This window comes from Mycoplasma sp. 5370, from assembly GCF_054343435.1.
The window spans coordinates 1-18,054 of sequence record NZ_JBTGVF010000020.1 but is presented as its reverse complement, the minus strand read 5'-3'; the positions used below and the strand labels follow the sequence as shown (position 1 = coordinate 18,054).

Sequence of the window (18,054 nt, the reverse complement as noted above, 5' to 3'; positions counted from 1 at the left end):
TAGATGAATTAAACAATAAAATTAACTAAGTATAGAAATTTAGTAAAAATTTAGGTTAAAAGAGAAGTACATCAATGAACGGGCATATTTTGCATTTGTTTCCTTGCTTGTAATGTTTAAAAATAAATATATCAAAATCAGCAAAGATACAGAAAAAAGCATAGAGAGAAGAGCAATCAAAGAGGCAAAGCAGGAGTTAAAAGAAAATCAGCAAGAACTAGGAATGGACTTTTTACTAAATGACAAACAAAAAAAGACATTTAGAAAATGAAGCAAGAAATACCACCTTACAGAAGAACAGCAAGAGAGCGTAGCATTTGCTTTGTATTACAAAGTAGCAAAATTTAGAACAATTAAAAAGTTAATTAAAAAAGCACCTAATAAAGACATTTTAGATACTTATTTTATTGACTATTTTAAAAAAATGGAGACAAATTAACAATTACCGGAAACAAAAGAAAGAAACGGAGATAAAGTCCGGAGACAACTTAAAATATCAGAAATAAAGAGCGGAGAGAAAATGAAAAAAATACTGAAAGAAATAATGGACTTTAGACAATATTAAAATTTATTAAAAATCATTAATGACCATAGTGAATTATGAAATTGAGAGTATTCAATCAATTTCAAAAAAAATAAAAAAGATGAAAGTCCTTTCTTTTAAAATTAAAAAATTTCTCGGTGGTAACACCGAGAAAATTATTCCACTTAGTTAAAAAAAGTGGAGAGAATTTTAATTTTAATAATTATAATTCTAATATTAATTAAATTATAAAGTAATGTAATACATTTTCCACCAACCTTATATAAAAACTCCCATTACGCCAAATGGCGTTTTTTCATTAATTAAGTTAATCTTAATTAATTGGGAATCTGAAAATGTATTACACTATTATTGTAGCACTTTTTCCAAAATTTTTATAAAAAATTTGCAAATTATTAATCAAAATGCCATCGTTAGTAATATATAATAATAATTAAAATATTTTTTGTTTCTAATGCCAAAAGTAAATCAGATATTATAACTAAGTTTTAATTCTTTGATGATGAAAAAATATTCTTCTTTATTGAAAATAAAGAGATAAAAAATAATCATAATATTTATAAATTAATTTTAATTAAATGAAATAAAATTTTAGGAAAAACAAACCAAAAATCCCAATTTTTTCCGTATTTTCGTAACAAAATAAATTCTGTGGTAATATTAAAATGTGACTAATATTTTAGTCACATAAGGAGGTGAAAAATGTATTTAAAATAAAGGTTGAAAAGTGGAACGAATTTTAATCTTGTTGATTATAATTTTATTATTAATTAAATTATAGAAAAAATTAATACATTTTCCACTAACCTTATATAAAAACTCCATTACTGCAATTAATGGAGTTTTTTCATTAATTAAGTCAATCTTAATTAATTTGGATTGTGAAAATGTATTTATAATATTATTGTAGCACTTTTTCTAAAATTTTTATAAAAATAATAAAAATAAAAAAAGCAACAGAAAATCGTGCTTAAAGAATCTTTAAAATTTGGTGAAATCGTAGAAGCGAATGCTTGCTATGAATTTTTGTACCTAACGATGATCAAAAAAATTTTGTTTACAATGCTATAGATGCAAGCACTGGTTTTTTAGCTACTCATTTTAACAGATAGGAAACTAACCAAAATGACATAAAACTGTTAGAAATGATTTTTGCTAAATATTAAAAACCACAATATTTTTGCTGATAAAAGAAAAAAGTTTTATAAAACCCAGAATTCCGAAACAAATTTAACCAAAGAAATGGAAAAAAGGGGCATAAAAGTAATTTCTAGCAGTGTTCCTACTCATAAACCAAATGTGGAAAGATCCTTTAGAAACATTTAACAATACTTTCCATTACTCTTTTTAGAATATGATCTTAAAACAATAGATGATTTAAATATCAATTCTGATTTAATTATAAATTATAATTGCAATAAAACAAATAAAATAATTAATAAATAAAAACATAATTAATAATAAATTTTATATAACTAAGTTTTAATTCTTCAATGTTGAAAAAAGATTCTTCTTTATCGAAAATAAAGAGATAAAAAATAATCATAATATTTATAAATTAATTTTAATTAAAATGGAACAAAATTTTAGGAAAAACAAACCAAAAATCCCGATTTTTTCCGTATTTTCGTAACAAAATAAATTCTGTGGTAATATTAAAATGTGACTAATAATTTAGTCACATAAGGAGGTGAAAAATGTATTTAAAATAAAGGTTCAAAAGTGGAGAGAATTTTAATCTTATTGATTATAATTTTACTATTAATTAAATTATAAAAAAGTTAATACATTTTCCACAACCTTATATAAAAACTCCATTCCGACAAAATGGAGTTTTTTCATTAATTAAGTTAATCTTAATTAATTAGGATTGTGAAAATGTATTTATACTATTATTATAACACTTTTTTGCAATGTGTTCAATTTTTTTGTAGAAATTTTTTTAAATAAAAAACATTATCTTTAAAAACATTATTTAAATTTAAAAAAATAAACTTTATATTAACAAAAGAAGCATAACAAATTTCTTCTGTTTTAATAAAAAAACAATAAAAATTTGATATATTTTTAATTTTTGTATAAAATTAGAATAACTAATTATTAATATTTTTATAAAAATATCTATAAAAATATATTTTTAGTATAAAATTATATATATTTAAATTTTATAAAATAAAGCAAATTAAAGGAAAATATGACAAAAAAAGAATTTATAAACGATGTAGTTGATAGATTAGATGAAAATTTAAAAGTTAGTCCAAAACAACTAGATCATATTTTAGAAACAATGTTATTTGTTTTAAAAGAACAATTATTGGCAGAAGAAAAAGTTACATTAGCTGACTTTGGAATCTTCTCAACTGTTGTTAGATCACAAAGAAAAATTGTAAATAGTTTTACAGGTGAAGAACAAGTTGTTCCACAAAAAAGAGCAATTAAATACAAACCATCAAAATATTTACGTGATTTAGTAGACTTTAAATCATAAAATATATCAATATATTTATTAAATAAGCATAAACTGTATTTATGGTTTATGTTTTTTATTTTTATCAAAAAATCAAAAACACTTATTTTGCCCATTTTTTTAAGTAATTTTCAAATAAAAAAATTATTTGTTCATTCTAAATAATATTTTTTGAACAAATAAAAGAAAAATTTGAATTTTTATCAATTTTTATATATAATATTATTACCACAAAAATTGGGAGGTGGTATTGTGAAAAACGAAAAATACGATGTAATTATTATAGGCGGGGGAATCATAGGTGCTTCGATTGCTTATGAGTTGTCTCAATATAATATGAAAAATCTATTATTAGAAAAAAATCCAGTATTTGCAGATGAAACTTCCAGAGGAAATTCAGGTGCAATACATGGTGGTTTTGATCCTGAACCAGGAAAAATCGAAGCTAAACTAAATGTTCTTGGAAATCAGTTATGAAGAGAGAAAATTTTTAAAGATTTAGATTTTCCAAGAGCACAAGTTGATTCATTAATTTTAGCTTTTAATGAAGAAGAAATGAAGCATGTACATATGTTATATGATAGAGGTTTAACAAATAAAGTTCCAAAAGAATTTTTAAAAGTGCTTTCTAAAGAAGAAGTACTAAAAAAAGAACCAAATGTTAATCCAAAAGTTCATGGAGCACTTTTATGCACAAGTTCATGAGCAATTGATCCAGTAAGAGCGACATATGCTTTTCTTGGAGCAAGTGAACAAAATGGTACAACATTAAAAAACAATTCTGAAGTTACAGATATTAAATATGTAAATGATGAATTTGAAATCACTTTAAAAAGTGGCGAAAAATTACATTCAAAAGTTGTAATTAATGCTGCTGGTCACTATGCAGATGTCCTTGCACAAAAAGCAGGATATGGCGACTTTAAACAAACAACAAGACGTGGAGAATACAGAATTTTAGCACGTAGTGAAGGTGGAATAGTAAACTCAATTTGTTTTAAAGTTCCTACAATTCACGGAAAAGGTGTTATTGTTGCACCAATGCTTGATGGACATGTTTTAGTGGGACCTACTGCTGAAGAAGGTGTACCAAAAGAAGAAACAAGACTTGTTACAAAAGCAAAATTTGACTATATTGGAGAAATTGGAAAAGAAATTATTCCTTCAATTAGACTTGAAAAAACAATTATGACTTTAGCAGGTTCAAGACCTATTGATGTAGAAACAAACGATTTTGTTATTAGATCTGCTAAAGATAACAAAAAATTTATTAACGCAGCTGGAATGCAATCACCAGCTATTGCCTCAGCACCTGCAATTGCTATTGAAATTGCAAAATTAGTTGAAGAATCAGGACTAAAATTAACTAAAAAAGAAAACTTTAATCCTAAATATACAGTTAGATTTTAAATTTTAGGAGGGCAAAATGTTAGCTAAATTAAAAGGTTTAACCTGAAGACAAATTATTGCCTTAATCATTTTAGCGGCTTCTGATGTTTTTGTAATAGCAGCACCATACTATATTAAAAACATCATTCCAAACTTACACGAATACTTAAACATTAAAGAAGATCAAGTTGCTACTTTAACATCAATTATTGGTTATGTAACACTAATTACTCAACTTCCTGGCGGTTTTTTAGCCAATAAGTTCAGTTCAAGATGGTTGTTGTCTATCGCTGTCTTTTCAACAGGAGCAATAACTTTATGATTTGGAGCTACAATTTGAAATTCAAAAAGTTTAAATCCAAATTCATTATTTATTCAATATTCAATAATTTGAGCGTTATGAGGTGTTAGTTCTACTCTTGTATTCTGAACACCTTTATGAAAACTTGTTTCACAACAAACAACAAAAGAAAATCAAGGCTTAGCATATGGAATTCAAGGAACAGCAAACGGAATTATCGGTTTATTCTTTGTATTTCTATTAGGACTATTAGTTACTAATGTATGAGTTCCAAGAGCAAATGGAAGTGCAATACCTTTTGCTGTTTATGCTTTCTTAATTGCAACCTTTTTAGTTGCTACATCAATCTTTGTACTAATTCTTGTTCCAGAGAAAAAACAAGATAAAGATACAGAAAAAGCTTCATGAGCTAGATTGAAAAAAAGTATAATTTCTGTTTTTAAAGCATTAAAAAATTGAAAATTATGAGCATTATCAATTTTTGTAATGGGTATGTATACATTTCAAAGTGTTTTTGCTTACTATTTAATTCAATTAATGCAAAATGGATACTTAGCACCAGCGATTCTTGTGACTATTTTAGGAGGAATTAGAACTTATGGATTAAGAACATTAGTTTCCACCTTTATAGGAAGATGAGCTGATAAATTTAGATCATATGTTCTTTTCTTAATTATTGTTACAGGAATTGGAATTATTCTACTTGGAGCAATAATCTTACTTGGTTTTGTTCCAAAATCAGCAAATGTTTGAGTAATTGTTTTCAGTTCAATTCTCTATCTATTAGCAGGAATTCTTTCATGAGCAATGGTTACTTTAAGATATGCTCAAATTGGTGAAATTCACTTAGAAAAAAATTCTTATGCTTCAAGTGTTGCTGTTCTTTCCTTTATTGGTTTTTCAACAGATGCTTGACTATACCAAATTACAGGAGCAGTTGGTAAATATTACACACCAGCAGGAGCAGATAATACTTCAATACAAGGTTACCAAATTATTTTAGTTATTACATTGGCAATCGCGCTTCTTGGACTACTTGCAGGACTTGCTGTGCATATTGCTAACACAATTGAACTTAAAAAATTAGGTAAAACAAACTACAGATGGAGAACATTAGAAAATGCATAACAAACAATTAATTTTAGGACACAGAGGATACTCTGCAATTGCCCCAGAAAATACCGAATTAGCCTTTGAAATGGCTTATCAATTCAATTTTGATGGTGTTGAACTTGATGTTCATTTGACTAAAGATAAAAAATTAGTTATTATCCATGATGAAACAACAAACAGAACAGCACTAACTAAAAAAGAAATTGAATTTTGTACTTTGGAAGAACTTAAAAAAGATGATCACAGCCTCTTTTTTAAAAAAAGTACAAGAAAACAAACAATACTCACATTAGAAGAATTTTTAGATAAATACTTAAATTTATTTAAAATTATTAATGTTGAAATTAAAACTGATCAAAAAGAATATAAAGGAATAGAAGAAGAATTACACAAACTTGCAAACAAATATGGACAAGCATATTTTCAAAAAATAGTTTTTTCATCTTTTAACTTTCAAACACTTAGAAATATGCGCAAGTTAAGTTCAAAATACCAACTTGGATTTCTATTTTGAACAGAAACTCAATTCCAATCAGTTTCTATAGAAGAAATGAAACAAGTGTGTCAATTCTTAAATCCTTGAACGGTTTTATATGATAAAGATAAAAAACGTTATCAAAAAATTAACATGCCTTTAATGTTATGAACTCTTAAAGATCAAAAAAAATACAACGAATATTTAAACGATAAAATTGTTTATGCTCAAATTAGTAATTACAAATTTGAAAAAAACAAATAAGGAGAAAAATGAAAGATAAATTTATTATCACATTAGATTCAGGTACCACTTCCTGTAGAACATTAGTGGTAGACCATGATGGAAATATTAAAGCAAGTAGTCAAAGTGAATTTACACAATACTTCCCAAAATCTGGTTGAGTGGAACATGATCCATTAGAAATTTGAAATACACAACTTTCAACAATGCAAAGTGCAAAACACAAAGCAAAAATTAAATCCCACGATATTGTCGCTTTAGGGATTACAAACCAAAGGGAAACAGTTGTTTTATGAGATAAGGAAACAGGATTACCTGTATATAACGCGATTGTGTGACAAGATAGAAGAACAACAGATTATTGTGAAACATTAATTGAAAAAGGATTATCAGACTTCTTTAGTGATAAAACTGGATTAATTATTAATCCATATTTTAGTGGAACAAAAATTCGTTGAATTCTTAAAAATGTAGAAGAAGCAAAAACAAAATTAAAAGAAGGAAAATTACTTGCAGGAACAATTGACACTTGATTAATGTGAAAATTAACTGATGGTAAAGTTCATGCAACTGACGTTTCTAACGCTTCAAGAACTATGTTATTTAACATTCACACTTTAGACTGAGATCAAGAAATTTTAGATTTACTTGAAATTCCAAAAGAAATTTTACCAGAAGTAAAATCTTCATCCGGACACTATGGAATTGTTAGTTCACATCACTGATCAAACAAAGCTAAAGGACAAGTTCCAATTACTGGAGTTGCAGGAGATCAACAATCAGCTCTCTTTGGACAATTATGTACAGAAGTAGGAATGGTTAAAAATACTTACGGAACAGGATGTTTTACACTTGTAAATACAGGACACACTCCAGTTAAAAGCAAAAATAAATTACTAACCACAATTGCTTGAAAACTTGGAGACAACAAAACAGTCTATGCTCTTGAAGGTTCGGTGTTTATTGCTGGAGCAGCAATTCAATGACTAAGAGATTCATTAAGAATTTTATATAACTCAGCAGAATCAGACTTCTTTGCTTCACTTGTAAATGATGATCAAAGAGTATATATGGTTCCATCATTTACAGGACTTGGAGCTCCTTATTGAGATTCATATTCAAGAGGTGCGATTTTTGGTTTAGAAAGAGGAACCAAAAGAGAACACTTAATTAAAGCAACTCTTGATGCGATTGCTTACCAATCAAACGATTTAATTAAAGCAATGGAAAAAGATTTACAAAAACCAATTATCTTATTAAAAGTAGATGGAGGAGCATCAAATTCAAATTACTTAATGCAATTCCAATCTTCAATTTCTAATTTAAAAGTAGAAAGACCTTCTAATATCGAAACTACAGCTTTAGGAGCTTCATATCTAGCTGGATTAGCTGTTGGTTACTGAAAAGATCTAGAAGAAATCAAAAAAATAAACAAAATTGACAAAGTATTTAAACCACAATTAGCACAAAATGAAATTGATGCTTTAATCAAAGGTTGAGATACAGCTGTTAAAAAAACTTTAAATTGAACAAAAGATATAGAATAGGAGAAAAGTAATGAGATTAGATATTTTATCAGAATTTTTAGGAACTTTAGTTCTAATTCTTCTTGGTAACGGTGTTGGATACAGCGTTTCCATGAAGAGGATGTTTGCGAACCAATCTGGAAAATGAATCGTTATCATTTTAGGATGAGGTTTAGCTGTATTTACAGGGGTAATAGTTTCATTATCTCTTGGTGGTTCTGCTCACTTAAATCCAGCAGTCACATTTTTTGTTGCTGTAAGTAGCAAGTTAAGTGATCCATTAATTTTAACATATATTCCTGTGCAAATTTTAGGTGCAATGACAGGACAAATGCTTTTAAACTTCATTAACTGAAAACACATTCAAGAAACAGATTTAGGTACATTAAGAGGAGTACACTGTACAGGACCTGCTTTTGCAAATAAAGAAAAAGCAACTATTTTTAATTTCTCCTATGAATTAGTAGGAACATTATTACTTGTTGGATTAATATTAGCATTTGGTAAAGGTGGAAATAAAATAGGATTAGCATCACTTGGTCCAGTTCCAGTAACTTTAATTGTTGTAGCAGTTGGTGCTTCACTTGGTTCATCAACAGGTTATGCAATTAACCCAGCAAGAGATTTAGGTCCAAGAATGGTTTATGCTTTAATGGAAAAAACATTATTAGCAAATAGAAAAAGCGAACATGTTGGAGGAAACTGATCATACTCATGAATTCCAGTTGTCGCTCCTTCATTAGCAGGTGTAATTATTGGTGCTTTAGCTTTAATTCCAGTTGCAGCTTAATTACTAACTTATAAAAATAAAATAATTAATCAATAAAGGAATTTATTATATGAAAAAAATATTAAATAAAAAAGAAGACATAGTTTTAGAAATGATTAATGGGATTGTAAAAACTAATAAAAAAGTTAAAAAGGTTGAAAACTTTAATGTTATTTACAATACTGAATTTAATAAAAATAATGTTGCTTTAATTTCAGGTGGTGGTTCCGGTCATGAACCAGCACATATGGGATTTGTAGGTAATGGTATGCTTAGTGCTGCTGTTGCAGGAGAAGTATTTACATCTCCTACACCAGATCAAGTTGAAGCAGCAATAAATGCTTTAGATTCAAAAAACGGTACTTTATTAATTATTAAAAACTACACAGGAGACAAACTAAACTTTGAAATAGCACAACAGTTAGCTCAAGCAAATGGTAAAAATGTAGAAACTGTATTAGTGGATGATGATGTTGCCGTAGAAAATTCCACTTGAACTATTGGAAGAAGAGGGATTGCTGGAACAGTATTTGTACACAAAATTGCTGGAGCATTAGCTCAAAAAGGAGCTTCTTTACAAGAAGTAAAAAGAGTAGCACAAAAAGTAATTCAAAATGTTAGATCATTTGGAATTTCTCTTAATTCTATTTATATTCCAACAACAGGAAAAGAATCATTTTCATTAGCAGCAGATGAAATTGAATTTGGTCTTGGAATTCATGGTGAACCAGGAATTAAAAGAGAAAAAATTAAATCATCAAAAGAAATTGTTAAAGAAATGTTAGATTTAATTTTAAAAGATTATGACTATAAAAACTCAGAAGTTGCTTTAATGGTGAACGGTTTAGGTGGAACACCTGAAATGGAATTATTTATAGCAACTAACGATATTCATGATTATTTAGCAACTAAAAATGTTTCTATTTATAGTTCTCATGTTGGGAATTTTATGACTTCACTTGAAATGCAAGGATTTTCAATTTCTTTACTTAAACTAGATGATGAGCTTAAATCATTATTAGATGAACCAACAGAGGTGAAAAGTTGAAAATAAGTTATTCTAATTTAACTGATGCAATGAAAAACATTGCTAAAGAGTTAAAAGAAAATGAAGATTATATTTCTACTTTAGATCAAACTATTGGTGATGGTGATCATGGATTTAATATGGTTAGAGGATTTACAGAAGTTTCTAATATCCATTTTGAACAAGTAGATTTATCTACATATTTAACTTTAGTTGGAAGATCACTAATGTCAAAAGTAGGAGGGGCTTCTGGTCCTTTATATGGAATGGCATTTATGAATTCTGCTAATGCACTAAAAGGACATGAAACTTTTACATTTAATGAATTTAAAATTTTAGTTTCAAGTTTTGCTAAATCACTTGAAATGCTTGGAAAAGTAACTTTAAATGAAAAAACAATGTATGATGTTTGAAAACCACTTGAAACTTATTTAACTTCAAAAGAAACATTAGATGCAAGTGAATTTGATGCAACAATTGATTATGTTTATTCTTTAGTGCAAAATACTAAAGATTTAGTTGCAACCAAAGGAAGAGCATCATACTTAAAAGAAAGATCATCTGGCACAATTGATCCAGGTTCTTATTCAAGTTATATTATTATTAAAAATTTAATTAAAGGATTATAATGAAGAAATTATTTATTATTATTTCTCATTACAATAAATTAGCACAAACAATTAAAGAATACTTAACTAAAATGCTTCCTATTGATGAAAATAATATCAAAATAGAAGCATTAGGTGGAATTAATGATGGACAAGATTTAGGAACAGAACCATTGAAACTACTTGAAATCATCGAAGCAAACAATGATATCAAGGAAATAGTAATATTTTCTGATTTAGGTTCTGCTACTTTAAGTGCAAAAGCAATTATCAGTATGGTAAGTGACAAACAAATTCACGTTTCCCATGGTTCTATTGTTGAAAATTGTTTCTCTGCTTATGTGCTTGCAAACTCAGGAGCGAATTTTGACTCTGTAGTATCAGCAAGTGAAGAACAAATTGTAAAATAACCTTAATTTTAAGCCCACTTTATAGTGGGTTTTTCTATTTTAAAACCAAAAAATGATATAATTAAAAAGTATTAAGGAGAAAAATGAAAAATGAAAAAGGACTATCTCTTAAAATAATTCATATATATATATATATCTTAGCAAATTTTTATTTGCTAATTTTTCATTCAAATTTTATAATACAGCAAAATTAAATTATATAAAAACCTTATTAAACAAATTAATAGGGTTTTTTACTATTATTAAAGGAGAATAATATGGAAAATATAGATTTTACAAAAGAAAAAGAATTATTTAGAAAAATATATAAAAAAATAGAAATAATTAAAAAAGCATTTAACAAAATAGGTTTAAATTTAAACGAAGAAAAAGAAATGAGTAATTCAGAATTTTTAACTAAAGCTGTAAGTACACCAGAAATTATTTTTTATATTGTAGTTTTTGTAGAAGAAATAAATCAAGAATTGCCAAAAGAACAACAAGAAATTGAAGACAGTATAGATGACTATATGTTTTGGATAGATAATTATATTAATCTAACTGATGATTTAAATATTCTATTTTTTATGCCAGAAAAATTAAAAAATAATAAAGAATTTGTTTTAAAACTTGCTGAAAAATATGATTGAGGATTACAATATGCTTCTGATAACTTGAAAAATAATAAAGAATTTGTTTTAGAACTTGTTGAAAATAATGGAGGAGAAATAAAATACGCTTCAAAAGAATTACAAAATGACAAAGAAATAGTTTTAGAAGCACTTACCAGATGATTTAGCAATTTTAAATATGCTTCTGATAACTTAAAAAACGATAAAGAATTTATTTTAGAAGCTTTACAAGAAGACACTTTATTTTGTAAATATATTTCAAATGAATTAAAAAATAATAAAGAATTTATTTTAGAAGCAACTAAGGAAGCTGGGTTTGATTTAGAATACGCTTCTGATAACTTAAAAAATGACAAAGAAATAGTTTTAGAAGCTGTTAAAAATAAAGTTGGAGCATTAAAATATGCTTCAGAAAACTTGAGAAACGATAAAGAAGTAGTTTTAGAATCAGTTAAAAATGAAATAGGAACATTAAAATACGCTTCTGATAATTTAAAAAACGATAAAGAATTTATTTTAAAAGTTTTAAAAGAAAGTGATTCAAATTCTAAATATATTTCAAATGAACTAAAAAATGACAAAGAATTTATTTTAAAAGCAATAAAAGAAGCAGGGTTTGATTTTGAATATGCTTCTGATAACTTAAAAAATGATAAAGAAGTTATTGAAGCAATAAAAGAAGCAAAGCTTAATTTAGCATATTATGAATCTTTAATTAAAACTAGAGAACTAATAGAAAAATTTGAAGCATGAAATAAAGATGATGTTTATTTTGAATATGGGTCTGATAACTTAAAAAATAATAAAAAATTTCTTTTAAAAGAATTAAAAGAAAACAAATGAAATTCTCAATTCATTTCAAGTGAATTAAAAAATGACAAAGAATTTATTTTAGAAGCAATAAAAGAAGCAGGATTTGATTTACAATATGCTTCAAATAATTTGAAAAACGATAGAGAAGTTGTTTTAGAAGCTGTAAAAAATAAAGGTGTAGTCTTAGAATTTGTTTCTGATAAGTTAAAAAATGATAAAGAAATAGTTATAGAAGCATTGAAAAAAGATAATGAATCTTTTGAATATGCTTCTGATAACTTAAAAAACGACAAAGAAGTTGTTTTAATAGCTATTGGAAGAATGACTGAAAATTTTGAACTAATTTCAAGTGAATTAAAAAACGATAAAGAATTTGTTTTACAAGCATTAGAAGTAAATCCTTATGTTTTTGCTTCTATACCAGCAGAATTAAAAAATGATTTAGAAATTAAAGAATTATTTAAACAAAAAATGAAAAATATTGTATTAAATGCTTGAGAAAAATAATAAAAATATGGAAAATATAGATTTTAGAAAAGAAAAAGAAAGATTAAAAGAATTCGGTTTAAAATTAGAAAATGAAGGTGCTTTAACTGATGAAGAATTTGTTTTTAATGTCTTAACTAATGAAAAAATAGGATACAGTGAAAAAGGGTTATATTTTTCGTTTTTATCAGACAAAGCAAAAGAAAATAAAAATTTCATAAATAAATTAATTAAGAAAACAAAAAATTTTTGATTTTTATTTTATACTTCAAATAAACTAAAAAATGACGAAGAATTTGTTTTAAATTTAGTTAAATCAAGTTATGAATACAATTCTAATTACTTTAAAAACCAGAAAAAAGTTATTTTAGAAGCAGTTAAAGAAAAAAGTGGTTATTTATTACAATTTATTTTAGGTGATTTAAAAAATAACAAAGAAGTTAGTAGGAATTTAAAATATGCTACTGATGACTTAAAAAACGACAAAAAATTTGTTTTAGATGTTGTTAAACAGATTGGTTATGCATTAAAATATGCTTCAGAAGAATTAAAAAATGATAAAGAAGTTGTCTTAGAAGCAGTTAAACAAATTGGTTATGCATTAAAATATGCTTCAGATAATTTAAAAAACGATAAAGAATTTATTTTAGAAGCGGTTAAAGAATCTGGTATTTCATTAGAATTTGCTTCAGATAACTTCAAAAATGACAAAGAAATAGTTTTAGAAGCAATTAAAGAATCTGCTTGAGCATTACAATATGCTTCAGGTGAACTAAAAAATGATAGAGAAATAGTTTTAGAAGCAGTTAAAAACGTTGGTAAAAGTTTTCAATATGCCTCACATAATTTAAAGAATAATAGAGAATTTATTTTAAAAATAGTTAAAACATCAGGTCTTGCATTAAAATTTGCTAATAATTTTAATAATGATAAAGAAGTAGTGCTAGAAGCAATTAAACAAGATGCTCAGGCATTAAAATATGCTTGTGATAACTTCAAAAACGATAAAGAAATAGTTTTAGAAGCTGTTAAAAAAGATGGTCTTGCATTAAAATATGCTTCTAAAGAATTGAAAGATAATAAAGAAGTTGTTTTAGAAGCTACTAAAGAGTATTGAAAAGCTTTTGAATATGCTTCAGAAGAATTGAAAAAAGAATTAAAAAATAATAAAGAATTAGTTATTTTACCTTCTATTAAATATCATGAAAGAAATTTTGAATCAATTCCTAATGAACTAAAAACTAACAAAGAATTTGTTTTACAAGCATTAGAATTAAATCCTTATATTTTCCCTTTTATACCTGTAGAGTTAAAAAATGATCTAGAAATTAAAGAATTAATTAAACAAAAATTGCAAAGTATTTCACTAAATACTTGTAAAAAAAAGGACTAATATGAATAATATAGATTTTAAAAAAGAAAAAGAAAGATTAAAAAAATTAGGTATACAGTTAAAAAAAGAAAATGCTTTAACTGATAAAGAATTTGTTTTAGAAGCAATTAAAACTAATTCCTTTTATTTTTCTTTATTATCTTCTGATATAAAAGACAATGAAGAATTCATTTTATCATCACTAGATGAATATATGGAAGCAATCTTTCTCTTTATTTCAGATAGATTAAAAAATAATAAAGAGTTTATTTTAAATTTATTAAAAAAAGATGTTTTATCTATTGAATTAATTCCAAATCATTTTAAAAACAATAAAGAAGTAATGCTGCAAGCAGTAAAACTAAATGGAATTAATTTATATGCTGCTTCACAAGAAATTAAGCATGATAAAGAAATAATTTTAGAAGCTATTAAAAATAACGAACAAGCATTTAAATATATACCTTATTGTTTGAGAAACAATAAAGAATTTATGCTTGAATTAGTTTCAAAATATGGTTATCATGCCTTACAATATACTTCAGATAACTTAAAAAATAATAAAGTATTTATTTTAGAAGAAGTAAAAAAACATTGATTAAATATTAAATATGCCTCAGATAAACTCAAAAATGATAAAGAAGTAATACTAGAAGCTATTAACAATAATTGATTTGCTCTTGAATATGCTTCAGATGAGTTAAAAAATGATGAAGATATTATCAATGCAGCTATTGATAATGGAATGAAATATTTAAATCTTGCTTCAAAAAGAATAAGAAATAATAAACAAATAATTAAAAAAGCAATTACAGACAAATTCTGAATTGAACTTGAAAATAAAAACATACTTGAAGTATTATCTAAATTTTATGAATATGCAACCACTATTTATTTTCTAGATTCAGAATTGATACATAATAAAGATTTTATGTTAGAACTAATTACATTAAATCCATTAATTTTTAACTTTGTTTTGCCTCAATTTAAAAATGATGAACATTTTATAAAAGAAGTAAAAAAGATTTGCTCAAAAAGAAAAGATTTATTAACGATTCTATTTGGAGATAATTAAAATATGGAAGACAATAAAATTAAATTATTAGCAAAAACATCTCTTAGTGGTGGAACAAAAACTTTACTAGAAGATCTTTATTTATTTTTTAAAAGACTATGAGAATTACAAGTTACAGAAGAAGATATTTTAGTTACTGAAAAAATAAAAATAGATAAAGCAAACTCAAAAACAAAATTTTATATTGAAAGAATTCCAGATAAACAACTTAAAATAAAAAACAAAAACTTTAATAATAAAAATATTTATTGAGATAATACTTTTCAAAGATATAAAATTCCATTAATTGCTTTAAAAATGATTATTGAATTAGAACAACAAGAAAAAAATGTTTCAAAATATAAAATTAATCCTGAATTATTAAAATCAATTGAAGAAAAAGAATTTAAAAATTATATAAATAATTTAATTGCTCAAAATAATGAATGAAGAAAAAGAGATGATTTTTCTTCAAAATTTTGAAATACCATTATTAAAGAGCAAAATGATAAAGGAACAACAATTTTAAAAGACTTTTTAGAACAATTAAAATCTGATGATTCTATAATAAAATCAAATACAAGTGAAAAAATCGAAAAGACAGTTCAAGAAATTGATTGAATAAAAATTAATCCATTAGATGAAAAATATTGAAAATTTTTAAATTCTAAAGAGAATAAACCTAAAGATATAGAATTTAAAGAAATAAATAAAAAAGGAATCATTTCAAATTTTATTAATATAAAAGAATATTTATCATATTATTCAAAACGAAAAATAAGAATACCTATTTTTCAAAGGGATTATTCTTGAGATAAAGACAATATAATAGCACTATTAGAAATGATTTATAAGAGTAATAATTCAGATAATACAGATAAACCAGAGTTCATCAAAATCTTCTTAAATAATATAATATTAACTAGAGATGATGATGATTGTTTGAATATAATTGATGGTCAGCAAAGAAGTATAACTTTTTTCTTAATTTTAATTGCTTTTGCTAAGTTATATTCATATAAAGCAGCTAAATTAGAAAACTCAGATGATGCTAATAAAATAAATCTTTCTTTTTTAAATTTTTCAGATGAAAGTGAAGAAAATCAAAACAATTCACTTTCTGTTTTAGCAAAAATATTAGTAAAATGAACAAAAGATGAAAATAATCATATAAAAAATGCCTTTAGTTGAATTTGTGAATGAATTGAAGATAAATATAAAAATAAAGAAATAAAAGAAATTAAAAAAGTAATTAATTTTTTCCTAACTAAAATAGCATTAAATTTAACACAAATAAAACTTTCAGATTTTTTTGAAACAAGCAATATATTTAAAAATATCAATTTATACACAAAACCTTTAGAGATTTTAGATATTTTCAAAAATGATTTATATTTAAAGTTAGAACCAAAAGAAAAAGAAGAAGATAAATTTGTTGAAGATAGTATAAAAATATATGAAAATACTTGAAATTTATATTTTAGATATGAAAATAAAAAAGAAAATAAAACTATAAAAGAATTATTAGAAAAATTTCTATATTCTTTAAAAGTGTTTTATAAAATAAAATATAAACAAGAAAAAAATTCAAATAGTTTAGTTTATCAAGAAAAAATCTTTTCTGACATTTTAGATAAAATTTTAGAAAATAAAAAAAGTAATGAAAATTATTCTGAACTATTGTTGGAAATTTTATTAAAAGACTTTATCATATTTGAATTTATTATAAATAAAAAATTAGATATAGATACAATAAAAACAAACTTGCAAAATAACTCTGTTTCAAATGATAATATAAGATATACTAATTTTTTAGATCAATTAAAAGATAGTTTAAAAAATTTAAATTTTATTAGAGAACAAATAAGACATATAACAAGAAAATCAACTAAAGATATTTTTGTTTATCCTATATTCGTTATAATTAAATCTCTAAAAATATTCGATGGTAATACAGAAAATTTAAAATTAGCTAGTCAATTATTATATGAACTTGAAAAGTTATCATTAAACTGAACTTGATTCTGTTTTGATAAACATTGAGGAAGAAAATATTTAATTGAATTTGCAGAAAAAATTTTAGAAATATTAGAAAATCAAGATACATCAAAAGAAAACAAAATAGAAAAATTTAAAAACGTTTTAAAAGAATTAAATCAACAACTGCAATTTTCAGATTTTTCTTCAAAATGAACAAGTATTATAAAAAATAACGAAAAAAATAATGAAATGGAAAAAGAATTTGAAAAAAGAGGTTGAATAGAAAATAACACTGAAAAATTTATAATTTTAAGAAGAATAATGGCACATTTTTCTAATGGATTAAAAAACACTTACAATAGTGATGCTAACGAAAATAATTTTATTAATTATGATGATGATTATTCTTATGAACACGCAATACCTCAATCTCTTTTAAAAGATAACGAAAATAATAATGATATAAATAAAAATATACAACAGCTTGGTAATGGAATTTTACTAACAAAAGTGGATAACTCTTCTTTACAAGATAATTTACAAAAAAAAGAAAAAATAGCAATTAATGACTTTAGAATAAGTGATTCAAATTATAGTTTTAAAGGTTATTCAATCACCGATAAAAATAATAAAGAAGAAACAACACTACTAAGACCAGGTAAGGATATTTATTTAACTTTTTTAAATAAACCAAATGAAACTCAAGAAATTATTGAAGAACGAACCGAACAAATATTTAAAATTTATTTTGATATATTCAATGAAGAAAGTGATAATAAAGAAATAGAAAACTCACTAGACTAGTAGTGAGTAAACAGGGACATAAATTTGGGACACCAAATTTATGTTTTTATTTAAGGAGAAAA

At 24.7% G+C, this 18,054-nt stretch carries 14 protein-coding genes; all 14 read left to right on the top strand.

Annotated features, from left to right (window positions below; translation table 4 throughout):
- The first annotated feature begins 112 nt into the window (after positions 1-112).
- The 14 genes from ACXX88_RS03160 to ACXX88_RS03095 all read left to right on the top strand — a co-directional run bounded on the left by ACXX88_RS03160 (position 113) and on the right by ACXX88_RS03095 (position 17,992).
- The gene (locus ACXX88_RS03160; protein ID WP_458559573.1) at positions 113-439 is read left to right on the top strand and encodes a hypothetical protein; all 327 of its coding nucleotides are present in this window, start codon (positions 113-115) and stop codon (positions 437-439) included.
- Positions 440-2,738: 2,299 nt separating this feature from the next.
- Positions 2,739-3,032 (top strand): HU family DNA-binding protein, encoded by a 294-nt coding sequence (locus ACXX88_RS03155; RefSeq protein WP_436358342.1) that lies wholly within the window; start codon positions 2,739-2,741, stop codon positions 3,030-3,032.
- Positions 3,033-3,263: 231 nt separating this feature from the next.
- Positions 3,264-4,421, top strand: coding sequence for a type 2 glycerol-3-phosphate oxidase (gene glpO / locus ACXX88_RS03150; protein WP_458559572.1), 1,158 nt, complete (start codon positions 3,264-3,266; stop codon positions 4,419-4,421).
- 16 nt (positions 4,422-4,437) lie between these two features.
- The gene (locus tag ACXX88_RS03145; RefSeq protein WP_458559571.1) at positions 4,438-5,829 is read left to right on the top strand and encodes an MFS transporter; all 1,392 of its coding nucleotides are present in this window, start codon (positions 4,438-4,440) and stop codon (positions 5,827-5,829) included.
- Positions 5,822-6,553 (top strand): glycerophosphodiester phosphodiesterase family protein, encoded by a 732-nt coding sequence (locus ACXX88_RS03140; RefSeq protein WP_458559570.1) that lies wholly within the window; start codon positions 5,822-5,824, stop codon positions 6,551-6,553. Before ACXX88_RS03145 ends, ACXX88_RS03140 begins: the two co-directional genes overlap by 8 nt.
- Before the next feature lie 8 nt (positions 6,554-6,561).
- Positions 6,562-8,079: a glycerol kinase GlpK gene (gene glpK / locus ACXX88_RS03135; RefSeq protein WP_458559569.1), complete on the top strand. Its 1,518-nt coding sequence runs from the start codon at positions 6,562-6,564 to the stop codon at positions 8,077-8,079.
- A 10-nt stretch (positions 8,080-8,089) separates the two neighbouring features.
- Entirely contained in the window at positions 8,090-8,848 is a 759-nt protein-coding gene (locus ACXX88_RS03130) for an MIP/aquaporin family protein (protein WP_458559568.1), read from the top strand.
- Between the two features lie 49 nt (positions 8,849-8,897).
- The gene (dhaK, locus tag ACXX88_RS03125; RefSeq protein WP_436359203.1) at positions 8,898-9,881 is read left to right on the top strand and encodes a dihydroxyacetone kinase subunit DhaK; all 984 of its coding nucleotides are present in this window, start codon (positions 8,898-8,900) and stop codon (positions 9,879-9,881) included.
- On the top strand, positions 9,872-10,483 hold the full coding sequence (gene dhaL / locus ACXX88_RS03120; RefSeq protein WP_458559567.1) for a dihydroxyacetone kinase subunit DhaL: 612 nt from the start codon (positions 9,872-9,874) through the stop codon (positions 10,481-10,483). Before dhaK ends, dhaL begins: the two co-directional genes overlap by 10 nt.
- Entirely contained in the window at positions 10,483-10,872 is a 390-nt protein-coding gene (locus tag ACXX88_RS03115) for a PTS-dependent dihydroxyacetone kinase phosphotransferase subunit DhaM (protein WP_458559566.1), read from the top strand. Before dhaL ends, ACXX88_RS03115 begins: the two co-directional genes overlap by 1 nt.
- Positions 10,873-11,129: 257 nt before the next feature.
- Complete coding sequence (locus tag ACXX88_RS03110) at positions 11,130-12,803, top strand: DUF4116 domain-containing protein (RefSeq protein WP_458559565.1); 1,674 nt, start codon at positions 11,130-11,132, stop codon at positions 12,801-12,803.
- Complete coding sequence (locus ACXX88_RS03105) at positions 12,787-14,175, top strand: DUF4116 domain-containing protein (protein ID WP_458559564.1); 1,389 nt, start codon at positions 12,787-12,789, stop codon at positions 14,173-14,175. The genes ACXX88_RS03110 and ACXX88_RS03105 overlap by 17 nt, the downstream gene beginning before the upstream one ends.
- Before the next feature lies 1 nt (position 14,176).
- Positions 14,177-15,229: a DUF4116 domain-containing protein gene (locus ACXX88_RS03100; RefSeq protein ID WP_458559563.1), complete on the top strand. Its 1,053-nt coding sequence runs from the start codon at positions 14,177-14,179 to the stop codon at positions 15,227-15,229.
- Positions 15,230-15,232: 3 nt separating this feature from the next.
- Positions 15,233-17,992 (top strand): DUF262 domain-containing protein, encoded by a 2,760-nt coding sequence (locus tag ACXX88_RS03095; protein WP_458559562.1) that lies wholly within the window; start codon positions 15,233-15,235, stop codon positions 17,990-17,992.
- Positions 17,993-18,054: the final 62 nt, after the last annotated feature.